The organism is Vibrio profundi, from assembly GCF_005281835.1.
Taxonomy (GTDB): Bacteria; Pseudomonadota; Gammaproteobacteria; order Enterobacterales; family Vibrionaceae; genus Vibrio; species Vibrio profundi.
On record NZ_RZIS01000002.1, the window covers coordinates 843,461 to 862,110 of the forward strand.

An 18,650-nucleotide genomic window follows, 5' to 3' on the forward strand; every position below is an offset into this window, starting at 1 on the left:
ACACAAGAGTATTACTTTTATTCTGATTTTGTCAGGATGACTAGGGAGAATAATTGATGGACCACTATTTTAAACAGTTTGAGCATCGTGTTCCGCCTGAACCTGTGCCTCACAGTATTCCAAGGGAATTACTTTACCAGTACTTCGCAACTTGTAACTTAACCCTTGGCATTTGGTACTTGTGGTGGCGTTGGAGTTTCGCACTGAATTACGACGCTTTGTGGTTCTCATTGCCTTTGGCATTTGCTGAGTCATGTGCTTTTATCGGTTCTATTTTGTTTACGGTTAATCTTTGGAAAGTCAAAGATGAACCAAAAAAAGCCCCCCCATTTAAAATTGCGGAATGCGTGGAGGAAACCGAAGAAGATCGACCGATAAATGTTGACGTCTTTTTTCCTAGTTACGACGAAGAGCCTGAACTCGTTAAACTAAGTATCTTAGATGCACAGAAAATCCGCTATCCACACGATATCAATATCAATATTTTCATCTTGGACGATGGCGATCGCCCAGAAATGAAAGCAATGGCCGATGAAATGGGAATTGGTTATATATCTCGTGATGGCAACATAGGTTTCAAAGCAGGTAACTTACGTAATGCGATGGAACAAACATACGGTGATTTCGTTGTTATTTGTGATGCAGATACTCGACCATTCCCAACTATTCTAGAAAACACATTAGGTTACTTTAGAGACCCAAAAGTAGCTTGGGTACAGACTCCACAATGGTTCTTTGACCTACCAGAGGGTGAGAGACTTCCCGAGTTCCTTACTCGAAAATTAGGCCGTTGGGCTGCACCATTTGGTAAAGGCGTCGAAAAGTTTTATGGGCCTGTGACATTAGGTGAAGATCCATTCGTTAATGACCCTCAGATGTTCTATGACGTGATCCAGCGGAGAAGAAACTGGGCTAACGCATCATTTTGTTGTGGTGCAGGCTCTATCCACAGGCGTGAAGCTGTAATGGAAGCGGCGCTGCGTGCTTACGCAGAACAGATCACAAACGAACAAGATGAAGTTGAAAGGCAGATCAGAAGATTAACTAAAGAGAAGAAAGTGGATGAATCGATTTCAGCTAGTTTAAGAAATGAGATCCTTTTCGATACCGAATTTACACCTTACAAATTTCATGTTTCTGAAGATCTATACACATCGATTGTTTTGCATTCTGACTCGGAACGAGGTTGGCGATCAGTTAGTCACCCGCAAGTTGAAAGTAAAATGTTATCTCCACAAGATCTTCAAACTTGGACCGTTCAAAGGTTTAAGTACTCTGGCGGCTCAATCGACATCTTTATGAATGACAACCCAATTTTCAGAAAAGGGTTAAACTTCAAGCAGAAACTGATGTACGGAGCGAGTTTTTGGTCCAACTTGTCGGCGATTTGGAATGTGATTTTCTTGGCTTGTCCTATCGTTTATTTCTTAACGTCGATAGCACCGGTTAGCGCCTATGACGTGACGTTTTACCTTCATTTCTTGCCATACGTTTTAACCGCAGAAATCGCGATGATGATCGGTACTTGGGGCGTTGCGGGCTATAAAGGGAAAACCAATTTCCTATCTTTCTTCCCTGTAAATATGCGGGCCCTTTGGACTGTTTTGCGAGGAAGAAAAATTTCATTTCCTACCACACCTAAAGAAAGGCAAACCGGCAATTTCTTCAAGCTGGTGATTCCACAAGCCTTAGTGTTCTTCGTCAGTTTGTTCAGTTTAGGTTACGCGTGGTTTGGGCATTCAACAGGAATGTGGGGCAACTATTCAATTGGTGGCTTAGTACTTAATACATTTTGGATTATTAACAACATGCTTGCAATGTGGGGAATGATTGCTGCGGCTTTCTGGACACCACCAGCATCAAAAGAAGACGCGGAAGAAGCAGTAGATTCGGAGGAGTTAAAATATGGAATTTAAGCAAGCAATGGTCAATGCCCGTCACCATATAGTATTCATTTTGGGCTTGGCAACGGCTTTAGTTATTGCGTTTTCTCTTGAGAACAATGAACCACAAAAGGTGCTTGGTAACCTCACGCTAGAGTCAGCAGATTCGATACCTGATAAAGGAAATCGAGTGCTATCCGCTCAAGAGTTTGAATGGGCGAATGTTGCTTGGCAGTACTTTGAAAATAACTACCAAGAAAACACAGGGCTTGTTAACTCAGTAGACGGTTATCCGTCGACAACGATGTGGGATACCGCTTCCTATCTAATGGGGTTGATTTCAGCTGAGAAGCTTAATGTGATTTCGAAGGACTTGTTTACTTTAAGAATGGAGAAAGCCCTTACCACGCTAGCTCGAATTGAATTGGTTGATGGAAAGTTACCAAATAAAGCGTACAACACTCAGACTCTGGCGATGGTGGATTACGAAAACAACCCAAAAGAAAACGGTATTGGCTGGTCTGCGATCGATGTAGGTCGAATCCTGGTTCCTATGAATATTCTAATTTGGCAGTATCCGCAATTTAACAAACAGGTAAACGATGTTCTCAATCACTGGAAAGTGAGTGAAATGATCGACCAAGGATACTTGTATGGAGCAAGACCTTCTGGCCATAAAGATGAAGTTGAGTTGGTTCAAGAGGGGCGTATTGGTTACGAGGAATACGCGTCTAAATCTTTGGCTTTAATGGGTAGAGATGTATTTAATTCAATGAAGTATATCGATTACCTAGAAATGATTGATGTGTATGGAGTGGATATTCCAACAGATAGACGTGACCCGGCTAAGTATCATGCGCATAACTACGTGGTTAGTGAATCCTACATCTTGGATGGCATCGAATTTGGTGCTGATAGTGTATCTAAAATCTTTGCTCATCGAATTTATCAAGCGCAAGAAGAACGATACAAAGAGACTGGCATCGTTACGGCAGTTAGTGAGGATAACGTTGATGAGGCACCTTACTTTGTTTACAACACGGTTTTCTCTGATGGTAAGCGTTGGAATACCATCTCTGATGATGGCAAAGATCAGTCGCATTTAAAAACCCTGTCAACGAAAGCTGCCTTTGGTTGGTATGCATTGTATGAAACGGAGTATACCGACTTACTCATTGAGCAAGCTTCTCAGCTTAGTTCAAAGGAAAAAGGTTGGTATTCAGGTCGTTATGAAGATGATGGAAGAACCAATACGGCCATTACTGCGAACACTAATGGGATCGTTCTAGAATCGCTCGCGTACATAGAAAATGGCCCTCTAGTGTCGGTAGGAAAATAATAATAAAAAGAAAAGGATTGTTATATGCGCTACTTAACTGTTGGTTTGTTAGGGGTAGTTTTAGTTGGATGCGGAAACAAATATGATCAATTTTCAGACGATATTGTAGAACGTAAGAACCATTGGGATGTACCCCAGCCACGTCACGGTAAGTTGACGGAAAAAGAAATGGACATGGCTCGAATCGCTTGGAAGTACTTTGAAAATAACTATCAAGAGTCGACGGGCTTAGTTAATGCGGTAAATAATTACCCATCGGTTACTTGGTGGGATGCTGCTTCTTACTTGGCCGGGATGGTGAGTGCCTATGAACTAGGAATCATCAAGAAGGAAGAGTTCGATCGTCGCCTCATTCGTTTTTTGACCAGTCTAAATACATTAGACTTATTCAAAGGCGAGTTACCCAATAAAGCGTACAACACGCAAACAGCCGCAAAAGTGGACTATGGTAACCAGCCAGGTGAAATCGGTTATTCTGCGCTTGATCTTGGGCGTTTAATGATCTGGTTATATATCGTGAAGCAACGTTACCCTGAGTTTGCGACAAGCATTGACTCTGCAGTATTACGCTGGAACTTCTGTAATGTCATTGATGAAAACGGCACTATGTTTGGTGCGTTGCTCGAAGAAGGTAAGCCGGTACAGTATCTTCAAGAGGGCCGTTTAGGCTACGAAGAATATGCAGCGAAAGGCTTTGCATTATGGGGTTTCAATACCAGACAAGCAGCTATGGCAGAGCCATTCTCTACAATCAACCTTTATGGATATGATGTTCCCTACGATACTCGTGACCCTAGAAAACTCAAAGCACACAGCTACGTAGTAACGGAAAGTTATGTTCTGGATGGCATTGAATTAGGCTGGGATCTTCCAGAGGATAGAACACCTCATGATGCTAACTACAGTAGTGGCTGGATAGCCGAATTTGCACTTCAAATTTACCGTGTACAAGAAGAGCGTTATAAACAAACGGGTATCATAACCGCCAGAACAGAGCACCAGCTTGCTGGTGCCCCATATTTCGTATACGACACCATTTATACCGATGGCTTCCCTTGGAACACCATTTCAGAATCAGGTGAATTTTTACCGCAATTTTCTGCGGTAGCGATCAAAGGTGCGATGGGAATGTGGGCGTTGTGGGACACGGAATATACCGATCTATTATTCGATCATGTTTCGACTGCATACGATAGAAATAAAGGTTTCTACGAGGGTATTTTCGAAAACGGAACAGGTTTAATTAATACATTCACATCTAATAACAACGGTATCACCTTGGAGATCTTGCTTTACAAGCAACAAGGTAAACTTTTGACATATAAGGACAAGCTGGCACCAAGTTTGTGGGAGAAAGCCTTGGAGTCGCCATTTGGCTATGAAGGCCAATGTTTACCTCGTAAAAAATATACGCCTGTACAGTAGCAAGGGGAGTTAAGTGCTAAAGAGTTCCGCTGTCTTAGCTTTGGCTTTACTTACAACTTCTTGTGGGGTGGTTTATCAGGGAGTCAATGATGGTATCTCTGCTATAAATCAGTCACAGGCTTTTAGACAAGGTCGCTACGGCGATCTGTCTGAAGATGAGTTGGCGTGGGCGTCAACCGCGTGGAAGTACATAGAGAATAACACTCAGCTCGCGACTGGCTTAGTGAATAATATTGATAACTACCCAACGACCAACATGTCTGGTATCGCCGACTATTTGATTGCGCTTATCGCTGCAAACGAGTTTGAGTTTATTACCAATAAAGAGTATGACGAGCGTTTATCTCTCGTGCTGAGCTTTTTAAACAAAATGGATTTAAGCTCGGTACAAGTTCCCAATAAGGTATATAGCACTCAGAATGGGGGAATGGTCAATTATGCCAATCAGTATCAGGACATTGGTTGGTCGTCGCTCGATGTAGGGCGTTTATTGATCGTGTTGTCGATTGTTAAACGCAACTCTCCCGAATTCTCGGAATATGTAGACAAAGCTGTATTGCGTTGGAATTTTTGTGAATTGGTTGGGAATGATGGGGAGCTTTACGGTGGGGCTGTCAATAATGGTCGAATTACTCGTTATAAAGAAGGTCGTTTAGGTATAGAAGAATACACCTCATACGGTTATTTGGATTGGCAATTGGTTCCAGAAAAGGCAATGAGCTTAGAGCCATATCAAGTCGTTACGATTAACGGAATCGATATTCTCTTTGATGGTAGAGACCCAAGAGTATTCAATGTTCTACGACCTGTGTATTCGACGCCGTATTTACAAATGGGCCTTGAGTTTAACTGGGACACAATCACCGATACGGAGTCTAGTGATTCCAAACATACTAACCAAACCATGTCTGCAATGGCGGATTCGATTTATCGAGTGCAGGAAAGCCGCTGGGACAAAGAACGTATTTATACAGCAAGAGGGGACCACTTAGTTTCGGGTGAACCTTACTTCGTTTATGACGCTATTTATGGTCTAGGCACACCTTGGATCACCCTCGCTGAAGATGGAAGTTCTCATGACGAGCTAGCGTTAGTGTCGTCTCGTACTGCATTTCAAATGTGGGCGTTATGGAAAACGGATTATACGGACAAGTTAATGACGTTAGTCAAAGAACTATATGACCCTCAACGCGGCTGGTATGAAGGACGCTATGAAGTCTCAGGAGCCTACGAGAAAAGTATCAGCTTAAAAACCAATGCAGGGATACTCGAAGCGTTGCTTTATAAGCAGCAAGGTAAGCTCTACAAAGCCAATAAAGATATTGAGTATCGAGATGTGAAATTTAATTCGCGCTTTGACCACCCGGGTCGTTGTTTAGTGGAGACCTTTGAATGAAATACTTTTGGTTAGTTCTGATCATATTGTTTCCACTTAATGCTTTCGCTCTGACTAAACAATCGGTCGATTTACTTACGAAACCTACTTTACTGTTGTCGCAGGGCAGGTATGCGCAATCTGCTGACAGTTTTCATCGCCAAAGTAACTTGATTCTATCGCAAGAACGTAAACTCGGTACTGAAAATATGTGGAAGAGTGCCGGGCTTGCCGCTGGCTTAGCGGCGATTTCTGCGGAAAAAAACAAGAATGCGATAGCTTATGAATATTGGGCTAACAGCGTTCGTTATTTTTTGCTTGGCGGGACGACTTGGGAGTCTTACCAGAAAGAAATTCGATATGAGTTTGAGCAAGCTAACACACGTTTGCAAGTGAGTATGCAACAGAGTGATTCAGGGGCAACTTTGGATGAAGCTTGGTTGCAAAAATTATCCATTATTGAGGTGTGGGAAGACAAGCTCGGATTCTTTTCGTTTAGATCGCCAGCCCTTGGGTTAAGTAGCGCTTCGGTTAAAGCTCAAATCATCGAAACCCAAGTAGAGTCTCCTCAATATCAAAAGTATAACCCACAATCGAAATTGAGTATTTCTCCATCCTATACGGCAAACCCAACGTTCATCGCTAAACCAGATAATTCGGTTCAAGAAAGTACCGTCTTGAGCTCAAAAGGTGATGTAGTGGAGCCGCTAGAAGAAAAAAGCACTCAAGTGGTGATAATTGCAACTCCGATAGAAGAGCCGATTGCAACAATTGATGAGCTTGAGGCTAAGGAAGTGGAACCAAAGATCGCAGAGGGGGAGGTTCCTGAAAATAAACAGATACATAGAGGGAATTTAGAGGCGGGAAGTACACAAGGAGTCAGTGCGGTACAACGTCGTTCTTTCGCTCCCGAAGCCCCTTAGCTTAATTAAATTGCCTTTTTATTGTGCAATTTATCAGTATTTGTATACGCTTATTAATAACTCTAATGCTAATAAGTACACACTTATGATTAAGTCATTTTTTGCACACATTTTTGTGCTAGCGCTTTGCGCAATAAGCCTACCGGTTCTCGCCATGAAATCTTTTTCTGATCCATTAATAGATCTTAACTCCAAACATTGGTGGCTTGCCGATGGATGGGGAAATGGGTTCCCATTTTTAAGTGTATGGAAGTCTGATGCCGTAACCTTTGACGGGAGTGGTATGTCGATAACACTTACTGGGCAGGAATCCACTGAACAAAGTAATGCTATCGAATTTGTTTCTGGGGAGCTGAGAAGCCAGCAGTTTTTTTCTTATGGGTGTTTTGAAATTGAAATGAAGCCCATTGCAGCACCTGGTGTGATTAGCTCTTTTTTCTTGTTTAGTGGCCCTTATGATAAGCCTAAAAATGGTAGTGGTATTCATAATGAGATAGATATTGAATTTTTAGGGATGAATACCAACATGGTTCAAATGAATTTTTGGACCGACGACGATGAATACCAAAATAGCCATGAAACCTTGGTATTTTTAGACTTTGATGCCTCTTTAGATTTTCACCATTATGCTATTTATTGGCATAAGGACGGTATCGAATGGTTTATTGATGGGGAGTCGGTATTAAAAGTCCTGAACAGTAAATATGATCCTACTCCTTCTAAACAAAGCTCAACACTTCGTGTAATGGCTAATGTTTGGGCGACAGACCCCGAAATTTCGAACTGGGCGGGTGAATTCGATACCTCTTCTACTAAACCATTAACTGCTTCTTATCGAAACTTCAAATATACAGCGGGCAAGCGATGTAGGTAGTTGATATTGTTCGGGATCACGAGAATAGAATAATTATGTGAAACTGAATTGTATTAAACTGGGTTCATACTAAGCTTTAACGATAATAAGCAAAAATTGTTATCGTCAAAGCTAGGGATAAAGTATGAACCAAGATAAATCTAAAGTCGTTGAACTACTGAGTTCATCGAACGAACATTTCGACCTCACAGATAATGCCCATCAGGAAAAGCTTTATTTACTCGCGGATAAGCTACTAGCCCTTAAAGGGATTGAAACCGCAGAGCTTAAGGAATTAGCATCTGAACCATCAACTCCGCTTGAATTCAGCTTGGCCGTAAAGTTAGTTGAGTCAAAAAGAAACCTACTTAAGTTGAAGAAAGCGTGCGATATCGCCGTGGTGTTTGCGATGTGGGGAGAACAAAACCGCCTACGCCCCAAGTCTTCCGCAAACCTCAATGGTGAAGACTCTCTACGCGCTAAAGTTCGCCAACTTAACTGGGTAACGGAAGGAACATTGGTTAACTGGCGTTTGTACCCAGTGGATGATGGTTGCCCTAACCAAAGTGCTGACGTTGCTAGAGAAATGGCAGCGACCTTACCAGATGATCAATTACAGAACATTTGCGTTCTTGAGCTAACTCAAGCCATTCCCACCGATATTGGCCCGCTTAAAAATCTCGCACATGCGGATGATTCTAGAAAAGGGGGAGCGATTATTCTTGGGTGCGAAGAAGCGTTGCAACAAGGCGCGGATGCCGTGGTATATACCGATGCAGATAATTCAGTTCACCTTGGGCAATTGGGCTTATTGGTCACGCCATTTGTTGAAGACAACCAACAAGTGGTGTTGGGGAACCGGAAACACAAAGACTCTATTTTGGTGAAGCAAGAAGAGCGTTGGGGTGTAGGAATAAAAACGTTACGTCACATGCAGAGAATGATCGGCGCACAAATATTTGATCAAGGTATTAAAGACACGCAAGCAGCCTTTAAACTGTATGGCAGAGAAGTACTCAAAGAAATTTTGCGCAAGCCTACTGTGTATGATTTTTCTTTCGATACCGATTGGATATTTGCAGCTATGGAAATTAACCAACCAATCACAACAGTACCATTTGCCTTTATTGATTCAGCTGCCGAATCTGCGTCTGTAGTTCAAGGGCCTATGACGACTTGGTATGTATTACTCGATGGTTTGGTGAAATCGGCAAAAGCCAGAAAAGCGGAATACAGTGAAGAGATGGCAGAGGTGTTTACAACCCAGATAAAGTCTCATCGTGATTTAGAGCTGATAATAGACGCGGTGCCGCCAGAGCTCGCGTTAGCGAATGATCATGAACTAGGGAAATCTGATGTGATGTCACCGCAGTCCGTCAATAACTGGATCATGACCGCTAAGTCTTTGGATGCGCAACAGCGCCCTGCGTAGAGTAGTCTATAAGGAAAAGTGAAGGGCCCAGCTGATAAATCAGCTGGGCCTTTTAGGTATTCAATGCTGCAGAAAAAGGCGCTGGAGGTGCTGCTTTCGTCCCTACTTTTTTGAGGTTTGTCACCCAACGACTCCAGTTAGGTGGTAGTTCGAGATCAGACAGCGTTGTGATAAGTGCGTGCGGGTTATGGTTAGGTATTTCTTGGCTAACCCTTACGGCATGCAGATATCGAATTTTGGCCTCAGTAGAGTATGGGTAGCGATGAATGATGGTTTCGTAGATAGCGATCGTTTCAAGATCAGTCGCTCTAGAGCCGCCTTCCGGCAAAATTTCATACAATTCTTTCAGGTGTTCGACATCAAATGGCAGAGTCGTCAGTAAATCTGTTGATGTTTTAGTCACGGAATTAAGCTGCTTGTGTAAAACTTTTGAAAGGTGGTTATGTAACCAAAGTTCGCCAAACAATTCGAGTATTGATAGCGCTTCGTGGGCGATCTCAGCAGGGCAATCCATCAAATTATCGTAATAGGGTGCAATACATTGCAGAATCTTTTTGTGAGAGCCTTCAAGTTTGTTTTCGTGTAGCAATAAGCGGCTTTGAAACATCAATCGGTATGAGATTAGATGGCCTTTTTTGTTACCTAAGAGCCTTTGTTCAGCCATTTTTAAAAAGTTATTGAAGTGCTGAAGCAGTTCTCGCTTTGAGCTAAATCGTTCGGTGTTGATGTAAACGGCTTCTAGGCTATGTCCATATTCAATAATGGCATGTAGCCAGTTTCCATCGGCGAGTGAAAGGTGATTAGCGAAGGTATAGCCAACTTTGATAACCGATTCACGCTTGTTCAGTTTTGCAGAAAGTTGGCTCGCTCGTATTGCTCTGTCGCTGACACTCGGCGTGAATTCAAAAGATTTAAGTGCCCAATGTAATGCTTCTTCAGTGTCACCTTGTTGTTCGTAAAGCACTGATAAATAATCCATGACATTTAACGATAATGGTTTTTGAACAATATAATCAGACAAATATTTGAGTGCTTCGTCAGTTCGACCTTCCATATCAAGGAGCGCAGCTTGTGCGTAAACCTTTGTAGGATGTTTTGATGATTGTGAGTGCGCTAAATATTCTGCAAGTGTGTCCCACAGTTCATGTTGAATGAGAAGGTCAATTAAACTCGACTCTAAGCTTATTTGGAAGTTTAACTGTTCTACTAACTCGATCAGTTTCCCTGTGAGCTGTGGAGTAGGGTGTTTTAATAGTGGCTCGATTTGGTTGAGAAGCTCTCGCTCGCGAACAATGGTTTTGACTTTGTTGTGTAAGTCTTGAGTCTTAATTGGTTTACTGATGAAGTGCTTAACCTTACCAGATAATGAAGTTAGTACGGTTTCCTGCCTAGAGTCTCCCGAGATAATCAGCACTCCAGTTGAGGAGTCGATCAGTCGATTCTTATACAAGAGTGTGGTGAGTTCGTGTCCATTTAAGGATTGCTCCAAGTGGTAGTCCATAATCAATAGGTCGTAATGACGTAACCCAACAGCCTTTATTGTTTCTTGGTAGGAAGTGACTGATTCGATTGCATCGTACTTCACACCCAAGCTAACAATCTGTTGCCTTATGAGCATTGAGGAGGTTTTGGAGTCATCAACAATGAGAATGTTTATCTCATCGAGATAATGTGGTTGATTTTCCACGGTTCATCCTTAACTAATCGAGGTTAAATTAAGGTTAAGCATTTAGTCTCATATCATCAAGAAATAAGATTAAATAATAGTACGTTCTGAGATTTAGGTATGATTCGTAGTGAACAATACAGAACGCGAATGCATTATTTGCCGTTAAGGGTATGAAAGTAATTGAGTTTATAAATTTATTTGGTGGGGGCTCAGACGATAATTTGTAAGAAAAAGAACCGTTAAAAAACGACTCTTTAATATATGGTTAGGCCATTTATCAGCCTAACCCGTTTACACTATTTATTCGGTTTACAACTCACTAGATTTTGATGCTCTTCACCATTCCAGCTTCAGCATGTCCTGGGATATTGCATGCGAATTCTATGTTGTTATCACCATGGAAATGCCAAAGTAGTTGCTTCGCCTTTCCTGGTTTAACTGTTACTGTGCTGCCGCTATCATGCGCGTGACCCGAGGTCATGGCTTTCATCATTTCTCGGTGTTTTAGTTGCTCAGACATTGAGCCAATGGAAAACTCATGGTCGATTTTACCAGTATTCATGACAACAAATTGTACGACATCGTTAGGTTCAATCTTCACCTCTTTTTTGAAAGTAATGCTCATGTCATCAGCTAACATTACGTGAACGACCTTATCAGGTTTAGCGCTCTTAGCTGGCATACCAACCTCCGACATGCCTTCCATATTCATCATAGAAGAATGGTCCATTTTCATTGAGCCATGATCCATTTTCTCCATCATTTTTTGATGATCTTCATCAGACATATTTTCCATCATCCCTTTCATCATCGATCCATTCATTTGGGAGTGCTCCATTTTTGAATGATCCATTTCATCTGCGATAGTAAAAGAAGAAGTCAGAGTAAGTGTTAATGCGAGTAGTGTTTTTTTCATCTTAAAATTCCTTTGTTTTTGTGGCTCGTCGAACGCCTTGTGGTTTTATACGTCGAACGAGCCATTAGTGTTTGATTGAGTGCTAGGAGTGGCTAGCTATTGGTTTTGGTTATTTCTTGGGATTTCCATAGTTTAAAGACGGCTGGAATCACAAGAAGCGTAAGGAGTAGCGCCGAAGCCATCCCACCGATCATCGGAGCAGCGATTCGCTGCATGACTTCTGAACCTGTCCCATCGCCATACATGATTGGAATGAGTCCGATGATGACAGTCAGAACCGTCATCATTACTGGCCGTACGCGTAATCCGGCACCTTCGCGAATCGCGTTGGTTAAGTCTTCTAATCTAAGTGGTTGTTTGTTTTCCTGAGCATCGAGCTTTTTGTAATGCCAAGCCTGATTGAGGTAGACCAACATGATCACACCGATCTCGACAGCGACGCCTGCTAGAGCGATAAAGCCGACGCCAACCGCGATAGAGAAGTTGAACCCGAGCACATGCATGAGCCATAACCCGCCCACCATCGCCAGTGGCAGAGTCGACATGATGATGAGCACTTCACCGACACGCCTAAAGCTGAAGTAAAGTAAGAGCATGATGATCGCCAGAGTGATCGGAACCACCATGCTTAAACGTTCTTTAGCCCGTTCCATGTATTCATATTGCCCAGACCATGCGATGGAATAACCAGCAGGAAGCACTAAGTTTTCCGCGACAACTTGTTGCGCCTCTTGAACATACGAGCCTAAGTCACGGCCTTCGATGTCGACGAATACCCAGCCGTTAGGGCGTGCGTTTTCAGTTTTAATCATCGGAGGGCCGTCTTCGTAACGAATATCTGCGACATCAGCCAAGGCGATACGAGCACCGTTTTGCGTCACTAGAGGCAGGTTTTGCAGTTTAACGACAGAATCGCGGTAGTCTTGCGGGTATCGAACGTTAATTGGGTAACGTTCTAATCCTTCAACGGTTTCACCGACATTCATACCACCAACAGCCGTGGAAATTACCAATTGAACATCTTTGATACTTAACCCATAACGGGCAGCAGCGCGGCGCTTAATGTCGATGGTGACATAACGTCCACCAGCGACACGTTCGGCGTACACAGAGGCTGTACCTGAAATGCCATTCAATATTGGTTCTAGGTCTGCGCCAATACCTTCAATAACTTTCAAGTCCGGGCCAGCGATTTTGATGCCGATCGGTGTCTTAATACCGGTTGCAAGCATGTCGATGCGAGTTTTGATTGGCATTACCCACGCGTTGGTTAAGCCTGGAAATTGCACCAGTTCATCGAACTCTTTACGCAGCGATTCGGAAGTGACACCTTCGCGCCATTGATCGCGAGGCTTCAATTGAATCACACTCTCGATCATTGTGAGAGGTGCAGGATCTGTAGCGGTTTCTGCCCGGCCGATTTTTCCCCATACCGTTTCGACTTCTGGAATAGTTTTAATGAGTTTATTGGTTTGTTGTAGCACCTCACGAGCTTTACCGATCGAAATACCAGGGTAGGTTGTTGGCATGTACATTAGGTCGCCTTCATCTAAAGGCGGGATGAATTCGCTACCTAATTTGCTCGTCGGATAGTAAGCCGAAGCCATTAAACCGAGCGCCAATACAATCATGGTCTTCGGGTAATTTAAGCTCAATGTTAGCAACGGGCGATACAGCGCAACCAAACCGCGGTTCACAGGGTTTTTATGCTCAGGTAATACTTTTCCTCGAATAAAATAGCCCATCAGCACTGGAACCAAAGTAATAGCTAGACCTGCAGAAGCGGCCATAGCATAGGTTTTGGTAAAGGCTAGCGGCGAGAACATTTTGCCTTCTTGCCCTTCAAGTGCGAATACAGGAACAAAACTCAGGGTGATGATAAGCAGAGAGAAGAATAGCGGTGCACCTACTTCCTCTGCCGCTTTGGTGATCACTTGCCACCGGTTTTTGTCGGTCAGTGGTGTTCGCTCGATATGCTTATGAACGTTTTCTATCATGACGATAGCGCCATCAACCATAGCGCCAATCGCAATCGCAATGCCGCCGAGAGACATTATGTTTGCGTTGATACCTTGCCAGTGCATGACGATAAACGCCGACAATATCCCTACAGGCAAACTCAACGCGATGACGAGTGAAGAACGAATGTGGAACAAGAACAGCGCACATACGATCGCCACAACGAAGAACTCTTCCGTTAATTTTTTCCATAAGTTTTCAACGGCTGAGTCGATCAAGGTCGAGCGGTCGTAAGTGGCGACAATTTCTACGCCTTCTGGTAAACCTCGTTGTAGCTCTGCGAGCTTAGTTTTCACATTAGCAATCACTTCACTGGCGTTCTCGCCAAATCGCATAACGATAACACCGCCAACGGCTTCTCCTTCCCCATTGAACTCAGAAATGCCACGACGCATTTGTGGGCCTAGGTTAATGTCTGCAATGTCACCAAGCAGAAGCGGTGTGCCTTTGTCTGTGACCTTTAACGGCAGTGATTGAATGTCTTCAATATTGGATAGGTATCCCGTCGTACGAACCATATGTTCAGCTTCGGCCACCTCTATTACAGAAGCACCAGTTTCTTGGTTGCCATTCTGGATAGCCATATTGACTTGCTGCAAGGTCAGGTCATAAGCGCGCAGTTTTGCAGGGTCGATTTGCACTTGGTATTGCTTGACCATGCCACCAACCGTTGCGACTTCCGATACGCCGTTAACGGTCTGAAGTTCGTACTTTAAAAACCAGTCTTGCAGGCTTCTTAGTTCTGCTAGATCGTGATCACCCGTTTTGTCTTGCAAAACGTAGCTGTATACCCAACCCACACCGGTAGCATCTGGGCCAAGTGTTGGCTTCGCGCTGTCTGGCAAGTTCGGGGCGACTTGGCTTAGGTACTCAAGCACACGAGATCGCGCCCAATACATATCGGTATTGTCATCGAAAATGATGTACACGTAGGAGTCGCCGAAGAAGGAATAACCTCGAACCGTTTCTGCTCCTGGAACCGCTAACATTGCGGTGGTAAGTGGGTAGGTAACTTGATCTTCGACTACCTGAGGTGCCTGCCCCGGATAGTTGGTCTTGATGATGACTTGCACGTCTGATAAATCAGGAATGGCATCGACAGGCGTGTTCTTAACACTGTAAAGGCCGCCTAAAGTCAAAAAGATAGAGGCAATCAGCACCAAAAATCGGTTGTTGATCGACCATCGGATAATCGCTCCAATCATTGCTCAGCTCCTTCTGCTTGCAGTTCACGAAGCGCAAAGTCACTTCCTTCTTTGGCAACTAGAAATCGCACCTTTTGGCCTTCAACGAATTGGCTAAGGTCCAATTCTTCACTGACTGAAAAGTTTATTTCGCCAGCTTGCCACTCCCATTCAGTAACAGGGGAGTGCTGTAGCGTAACCATGCCGAAATCGGGCATGACCATACTCACTTCCCCGGTAACCCAAACTTCACTTAAGGCTTTGGCTGTGTCGATTTTGAAATCAACGATCTCATATTGCCCTGATGACATTTGTACCATTTCAAAATCAATAACTTGGCCGTTCTCTAGTTCCGCTAAGTCTACATCTTCTGAAAAGTTGAAATTCATCACCATGCCCGGCCAATCCCACTCTGGCACAGGCTTATGATTGATGGTTGCCATGCGATGACCTTTCATTAAGTCAGTGATCTGACCTTGTGCCCAAACCGACTCGGCTTCTGGTTCGACACCATTGATGCGCGATAAGTCTGCTGACTGACTGGATTCCGAATCCAGCATAAAGTGGGCAGATGTAACGACGGTATCTTGCTCAGTTAGCCCTTGTAACACCTCGACATGATTTGCTGCTTCACGGCCTATTTCGATACGCGCTGAGCGATATCTGCCATCGCCTTCTGAAAGTACTACTCGGCTCATTCCTCCTGAACGAATGACCGAAGATTTAGGAATGGTTAACGCGAATTCGTCGGTAACAGGTTGCAGAGCAATATTGGCGAACATGTTCGGCTTTAGCGCACCATTCGGGTTGGCAAACTTTAATCGCATTCGAATAGTACGAGTCTTTGGATCTAGGATAGGGTAGACATAGTCCACTTTTCCCTGCCAAGTTTGGCCGGGAACCGCGTCTAATGTCATAGAGGCACTGCTTCCTGACTCGATCCAATGGGCTTGTCGTTCAAAGACTTCCGCATCTACCCATACTTCATCAAGTGGCCCTGCACTAATAACCGCTTGAGACGGAGACAGATACCCACCTTCTCGGATATTAAGACTAGCAATTACGCCATTATCAATTGCTTTGATATCAATGGTTTGAGATGCCTTTCCTCGTTTAACGATTTGCTTAATTTGGGCACGATCTACGCCCAAGGTCACCAAGCGCTCCGTTGCTCCGTTAATCAGCCCTTTGCGTTGTGTTCGATAGGCATTAAGGAGTTCTTCTTGGGCTTTGACGAGTTCCGGAGAATACAGAGTGAAAAGCACTTCGCCTTTCTTCACTTTTTCTCCAACGGCGTTGATGTAAAGCTTTTCTACCCACCCTGCGACGCGGACATTGGTTTGCCATAAGCGGCTTTCGTCAAAAGCGATATAGCCAACCGTTTCGATTCGAGGTGATAGTTTCTCTAAAGATACTTGTGCTGTTTTGACACCAAGATTATTTTCGACGGAAGCGTCTATTCTAATGGTTCCTGGTTTGTCATCGTCACCAGCCAAATCATCGGCATACACGGGTATCAAATCCATACCCATTGGCGATTTTCCTGGCTTGTCTCGCTGGTAGTTCGGGTCCATTGGGGCAACCCAATACAGAGGTTCGTTAGAGTCAGATACCATGCTCGAATCTGTAGACATGGTGTCGTGAGACATAGAACCGTTGGGAGTAAGGAAGTGATTCGCGCCAAAACCGATAGCACTGCCTACCAACAAAGCGATTGTTGCAACTTGCATTGTTTTCATTTTATTTTCCTGCCTTGCTGTTTGTATTCGTTGGTTGTTCGGTGTTCTTAGCTTGGTAATCGAAGCCACCAAGTAGTGATGCCAATTCGCTGTTCACTATGTTTAGGTCGGTGATAAGTCTTTCTCTTTCCAATTTGAGTGCGAGCTGATCATTTGTGGCCGCGATGACATCGTTAAATTGAGAAGTGTTGTTTTGATAACCGCGCTCAACCGCCTTAATACGAGCATCAGCTTGTTGCAGTAAGGTCGTGTTGTAGCGCTCAAGGCGTTGCTCTAAGTTACTTCTGTCGACAAGCAAGGCGTTGACCTTGGCGTTCATTTGCGAAAGCAACAGATCCTTTTGAGATTTGGCCGCGCCCACTTGATATTGAGCAGCCTCGTGGTTTTTATCTTGCCTATTACCGGTAAATAGAGGGATATCCATGGTGACGTAAGCGCTAACAAGATCAGAAGCCGGTTCGCCCATCATGTTGTTGGCCTGTCGGTTGGCATACATGACTTCTACCCCAAATTGAGGTTTGTAGGCTTGTTCGGCAATATTTACTTGTGTCTCGCTGGAAGCTATCGCGACATCTGCCATCTTCACCATTGGGTGCTGATTGAGTAGCGCATAATGTTGAGTTGAAGTGGGTTGCTCAGAGAGCCTTGAATTGAGCAAGTGCCAATCAAGCTGGTTGCTTGCGGTCAAACTGGTGGTGCTAGCCAACCAACCCGATCCTAGCCATTCGGAAAGTTGAGAAATCAATCGACGCTGAATTTGTTGATTTGCGAGGTACTTCTCTTCCAATTTACTGACTTGAAGCTGTGCATTTAACAAATCTTGCGCTTCATTTTTACCAATGGAGTAATTGGTTTGAATAAAGCTGGTTAATTCGTCCATTAAGCGCTGATTTTCAATCAGTACTAACTCTGCTTGCTGCTGATATCCAAGCTCTAGCCACAATTTGGTGAGCGCATTGGCTACTTCTCTCTCGCGAACATTGACTTGTAGGTCGACACCGTCAGCTTGTTGGTTCGCTTTCTTTTTCTGAAGCTCCAAGGTAGAACCTCGCTCGAACTGCTGCATTAAGCCGACAGAAACTGAGGTCATGGGATCGACGTCAAACTCAAAGCTGTCGACAGGCAAGCCCCCAAAACCGAGTTTGATCTTTGGGTCCATTAAGGTAGAGCTGGCGACACCTGTAGCGCGTATTGCCTGTGATTGAGCGGAAAACTGCTCGCGGCTGGCATCATTAATCAATGCGTATTCGATCAGGGTCGATAATTCGTTGGTATTGGTTATGCTCGTGATTTGTTGCGTTGAGTTAGGCTCAGCGAAACTAGGAAGCACGACCAATACAGAAGCACTTACAGTGAATGCTAATGCTGTTGGGATAAACTTCACAATAAAATCCAATCTTATTGTGCCGGAAAGGCACGGAAAAACCTTTCACACGCGTTATAGGCGGTGAAGTGAGAAAATTAAGATGGATCTATGCTATTGGGGGGCGGTATAGGGACTGGGGACGTTCTACGGCAGGAATGCCTTTCTCAAGGGGGATCAAGGCGAGTTGTACTTTTATTGGAGCTGGTTGGTTCACTATCGGTATGAAAGCTAAAGGGCTTAAACACATCGCAGCACAGCAGTTGTGTTGCTTTTCAGACTGACATTGGAGCATGTCGTCATGCGAAAACTCATCGCCATGGGACTGTCCGTCAGAATTAGGGACAGCGGTCATACAACTCATGGATGACATCATAGAGTGATCGTCCGACATCATCTTGATCATCATTAATGGTTCACTGGATGCAATGTTTGAAGACAGCATGGCGAACATACTGAAACATGTAATCCAAATTATGCGAAGTGAAGAAAAACGCATCGTGAGCCCATTAATAATAAATCTAAAGAAA

General features: G+C 43.9%; 13 protein-coding genes. 7 read left to right on the plus strand and 6 right to left on the minus strand.

The features are described 5' to 3' along the window. Positions 1–56 precede the first annotated feature (56 nt). The 7 genes from ELZ11_RS08735 (at position 57) to ELZ11_RS08765 (ending at position 9,230) form a co-directional block, all read left to right on the plus strand. The gene (locus tag ELZ11_RS08735; protein ID WP_137356986.1) at positions 57–1,916 is read left to right on the plus strand and encodes a glycosyltransferase family 2 protein; all 1,860 of its coding nucleotides are present in this window, start codon (positions 57–59) and stop codon (positions 1,914–1,916) included. Continuing rightward, positions 1,906–3,222 carry a DUF3131 domain-containing protein gene (locus ELZ11_RS08740; protein ID WP_137356987.1) on the plus strand — a complete coding sequence of 439 codons (1,317 nt, stop codon included), beginning with the start codon at positions 1,906–1,908 and terminating at the stop codon, positions 3,220–3,222. Before ELZ11_RS08735 ends, ELZ11_RS08740 begins: the two co-directional genes overlap by 11 nt. Before the next feature lie 24 nt (positions 3,223–3,246). After that, complete coding sequence (locus ELZ11_RS08745) at positions 3,247–4,647, plus strand: DUF3131 domain-containing protein (RefSeq protein WP_137356988.1); 1,401 nt, start codon at positions 3,247–3,249, stop codon at positions 4,645–4,647. A 13-nt stretch (positions 4,648–4,660) separates the two neighbouring features. Then, positions 4,661–6,043 (plus strand): DUF3131 domain-containing protein, encoded by a 1,383-nt coding sequence (locus ELZ11_RS08750; protein ID WP_137356989.1) that lies wholly within the window; start codon positions 4,661–4,663, stop codon positions 6,041–6,043. After that, positions 6,040–6,945, plus strand: coding sequence for a hypothetical protein (locus ELZ11_RS08755; RefSeq protein ID WP_137356990.1), 906 nt, complete (start codon positions 6,040–6,042; stop codon positions 6,943–6,945). Before ELZ11_RS08750 ends, ELZ11_RS08755 begins: the two co-directional genes overlap by 4 nt. A gap of 85 nt (positions 6,946–7,030) precedes the next feature. Next, a complete protein-coding gene (locus ELZ11_RS08760) occupies positions 7,031–7,819 on the plus strand; it encodes a family 16 glycosylhydrolase (protein ID WP_137356991.1) in 789 nt (262 codons plus the stop codon). 124 nt (positions 7,820–7,943) lie between these two features. After that, positions 7,944–9,230 (plus strand): glycosyltransferase, encoded by a 1,287-nt coding sequence (locus ELZ11_RS08765; RefSeq protein ID WP_137356992.1) that lies wholly within the window; start codon positions 7,944–7,946, stop codon positions 9,228–9,230. 52 nt (positions 9,231–9,282) lie between these two features. Here the strand turns inward: ELZ11_RS08765 and ELZ11_RS08770 are convergent, their stop codons facing one another. From ELZ11_RS08770 to ELZ11_RS08795, 6 genes are all read right to left on the minus strand, one after another. After that, the gene (locus ELZ11_RS08770) at positions 9,283–10,917 is read right to left on the minus strand and encodes a response regulator (protein ID WP_137356993.1); all 1,635 of its coding nucleotides are present in this window, start codon (positions 10,915–10,917) and stop codon (positions 9,283–9,285) included. Positions 10,918–11,218: 301 nt separating this feature from the next. Beyond that, positions 11,219–11,815 (minus strand): copper-resistant cuproprotein CopI, encoded by a 597-nt coding sequence (gene copI, locus ELZ11_RS08775; RefSeq protein WP_137356994.1) that lies wholly within the window; start codon positions 11,813–11,815, stop codon positions 11,219–11,221. Between the two features lie 92 nt (positions 11,816–11,907). Then, on the minus strand, positions 11,908–15,039 hold the full coding sequence (locus ELZ11_RS08780; protein WP_137356995.1) for an efflux RND transporter permease subunit: 3,132 nt from the start codon (positions 15,037–15,039) through the stop codon (positions 11,908–11,910). After that, positions 15,036–16,757 carry a copper-binding protein gene (locus ELZ11_RS08785; protein ID WP_137356996.1) on the minus strand — a complete coding sequence of 574 codons (1,722 nt, stop codon included), beginning with the start codon at positions 16,755–16,757 and terminating at the stop codon, positions 15,036–15,038. The genes ELZ11_RS08780 and ELZ11_RS08785 overlap by 4 nt, the downstream gene beginning before the upstream one ends. Position 16,758: 1 nt before the next feature. Further along, positions 16,759–18,141: a TolC family protein gene (locus ELZ11_RS08790; protein WP_137356997.1), complete on the minus strand. Its 1,383-nt coding sequence runs from the start codon at positions 18,139–18,141 to the stop codon at positions 16,759–16,761. A gap of 88 nt (positions 18,142–18,229) precedes the next feature. Further along, positions 18,230–18,619, minus strand: a complete 390-nt coding sequence (locus ELZ11_RS08795) for a hypothetical protein (protein WP_137356998.1) — start codon at positions 18,617–18,619, stop codon at positions 18,230–18,232. Positions 18,620–18,650 lie beyond the last annotated feature (31 nt).

What these genes read in the sequence shown, in the direction of transcription:
- ELZ11_RS08760 (WP_137356991.1), top strand. Translation starts at nt 7,031, where the DNA reads ATGATTAAGTCATTTTTTGCACACATTTTTGTGCTAGCGCTTTGCGCA.
- ELZ11_RS08795 (WP_137356998.1), bottom strand. Translation starts at nt 18,619, where the DNA reads ATGCGTTTTTCTTCACTTCGCATAATTTGGATTACATGTTTCAGTATG.
- ELZ11_RS08765 (WP_137356992.1), top strand. Translation starts at nt 7,944, where the DNA reads ATGAACCAAGATAAATCTAAAGTCGTTGAACTACTGAGTTCATCGAAC.
- ELZ11_RS08740 (WP_137356987.1), top strand. Translation starts at nt 1,906, where the DNA reads ATGGAATTTAAGCAAGCAATGGTCAATGCCCGTCACCATATAGTATTC.
- ELZ11_RS08780 (WP_137356995.1), bottom strand. Translation starts at nt 15,039, where the DNA reads ATGATTGGAGCGATTATCCGATGGTCGATCAACAACCGATTTTTGGTG.
- ELZ11_RS08735 (WP_137356986.1), top strand. Translation starts at nt 57, where the DNA reads ATGGACCACTATTTTAAACAGTTTGAGCATCGTGTTCCGCCTGAACCT.
- ELZ11_RS08745 (WP_137356988.1), top strand. Translation starts at nt 3,247, where the DNA reads ATGCGCTACTTAACTGTTGGTTTGTTAGGGGTAGTTTTAGTTGGATGC.
- copI (WP_137356994.1), bottom strand. Translation starts at nt 11,815, where the DNA reads ATGAAAAAAACACTACTCGCATTAACACTTACTCTGACTTCTTCTTTT.
- ELZ11_RS08755 (WP_137356990.1), top strand. Translation starts at nt 6,040, where the DNA reads ATGAAATACTTTTGGTTAGTTCTGATCATATTGTTTCCACTTAATGCT.
- ELZ11_RS08785 (WP_137356996.1), bottom strand. Translation starts at nt 16,757, where the DNA reads ATGAAAACAATGCAAGTTGCAACAATCGCTTTGTTGGTAGGCAGTGCT.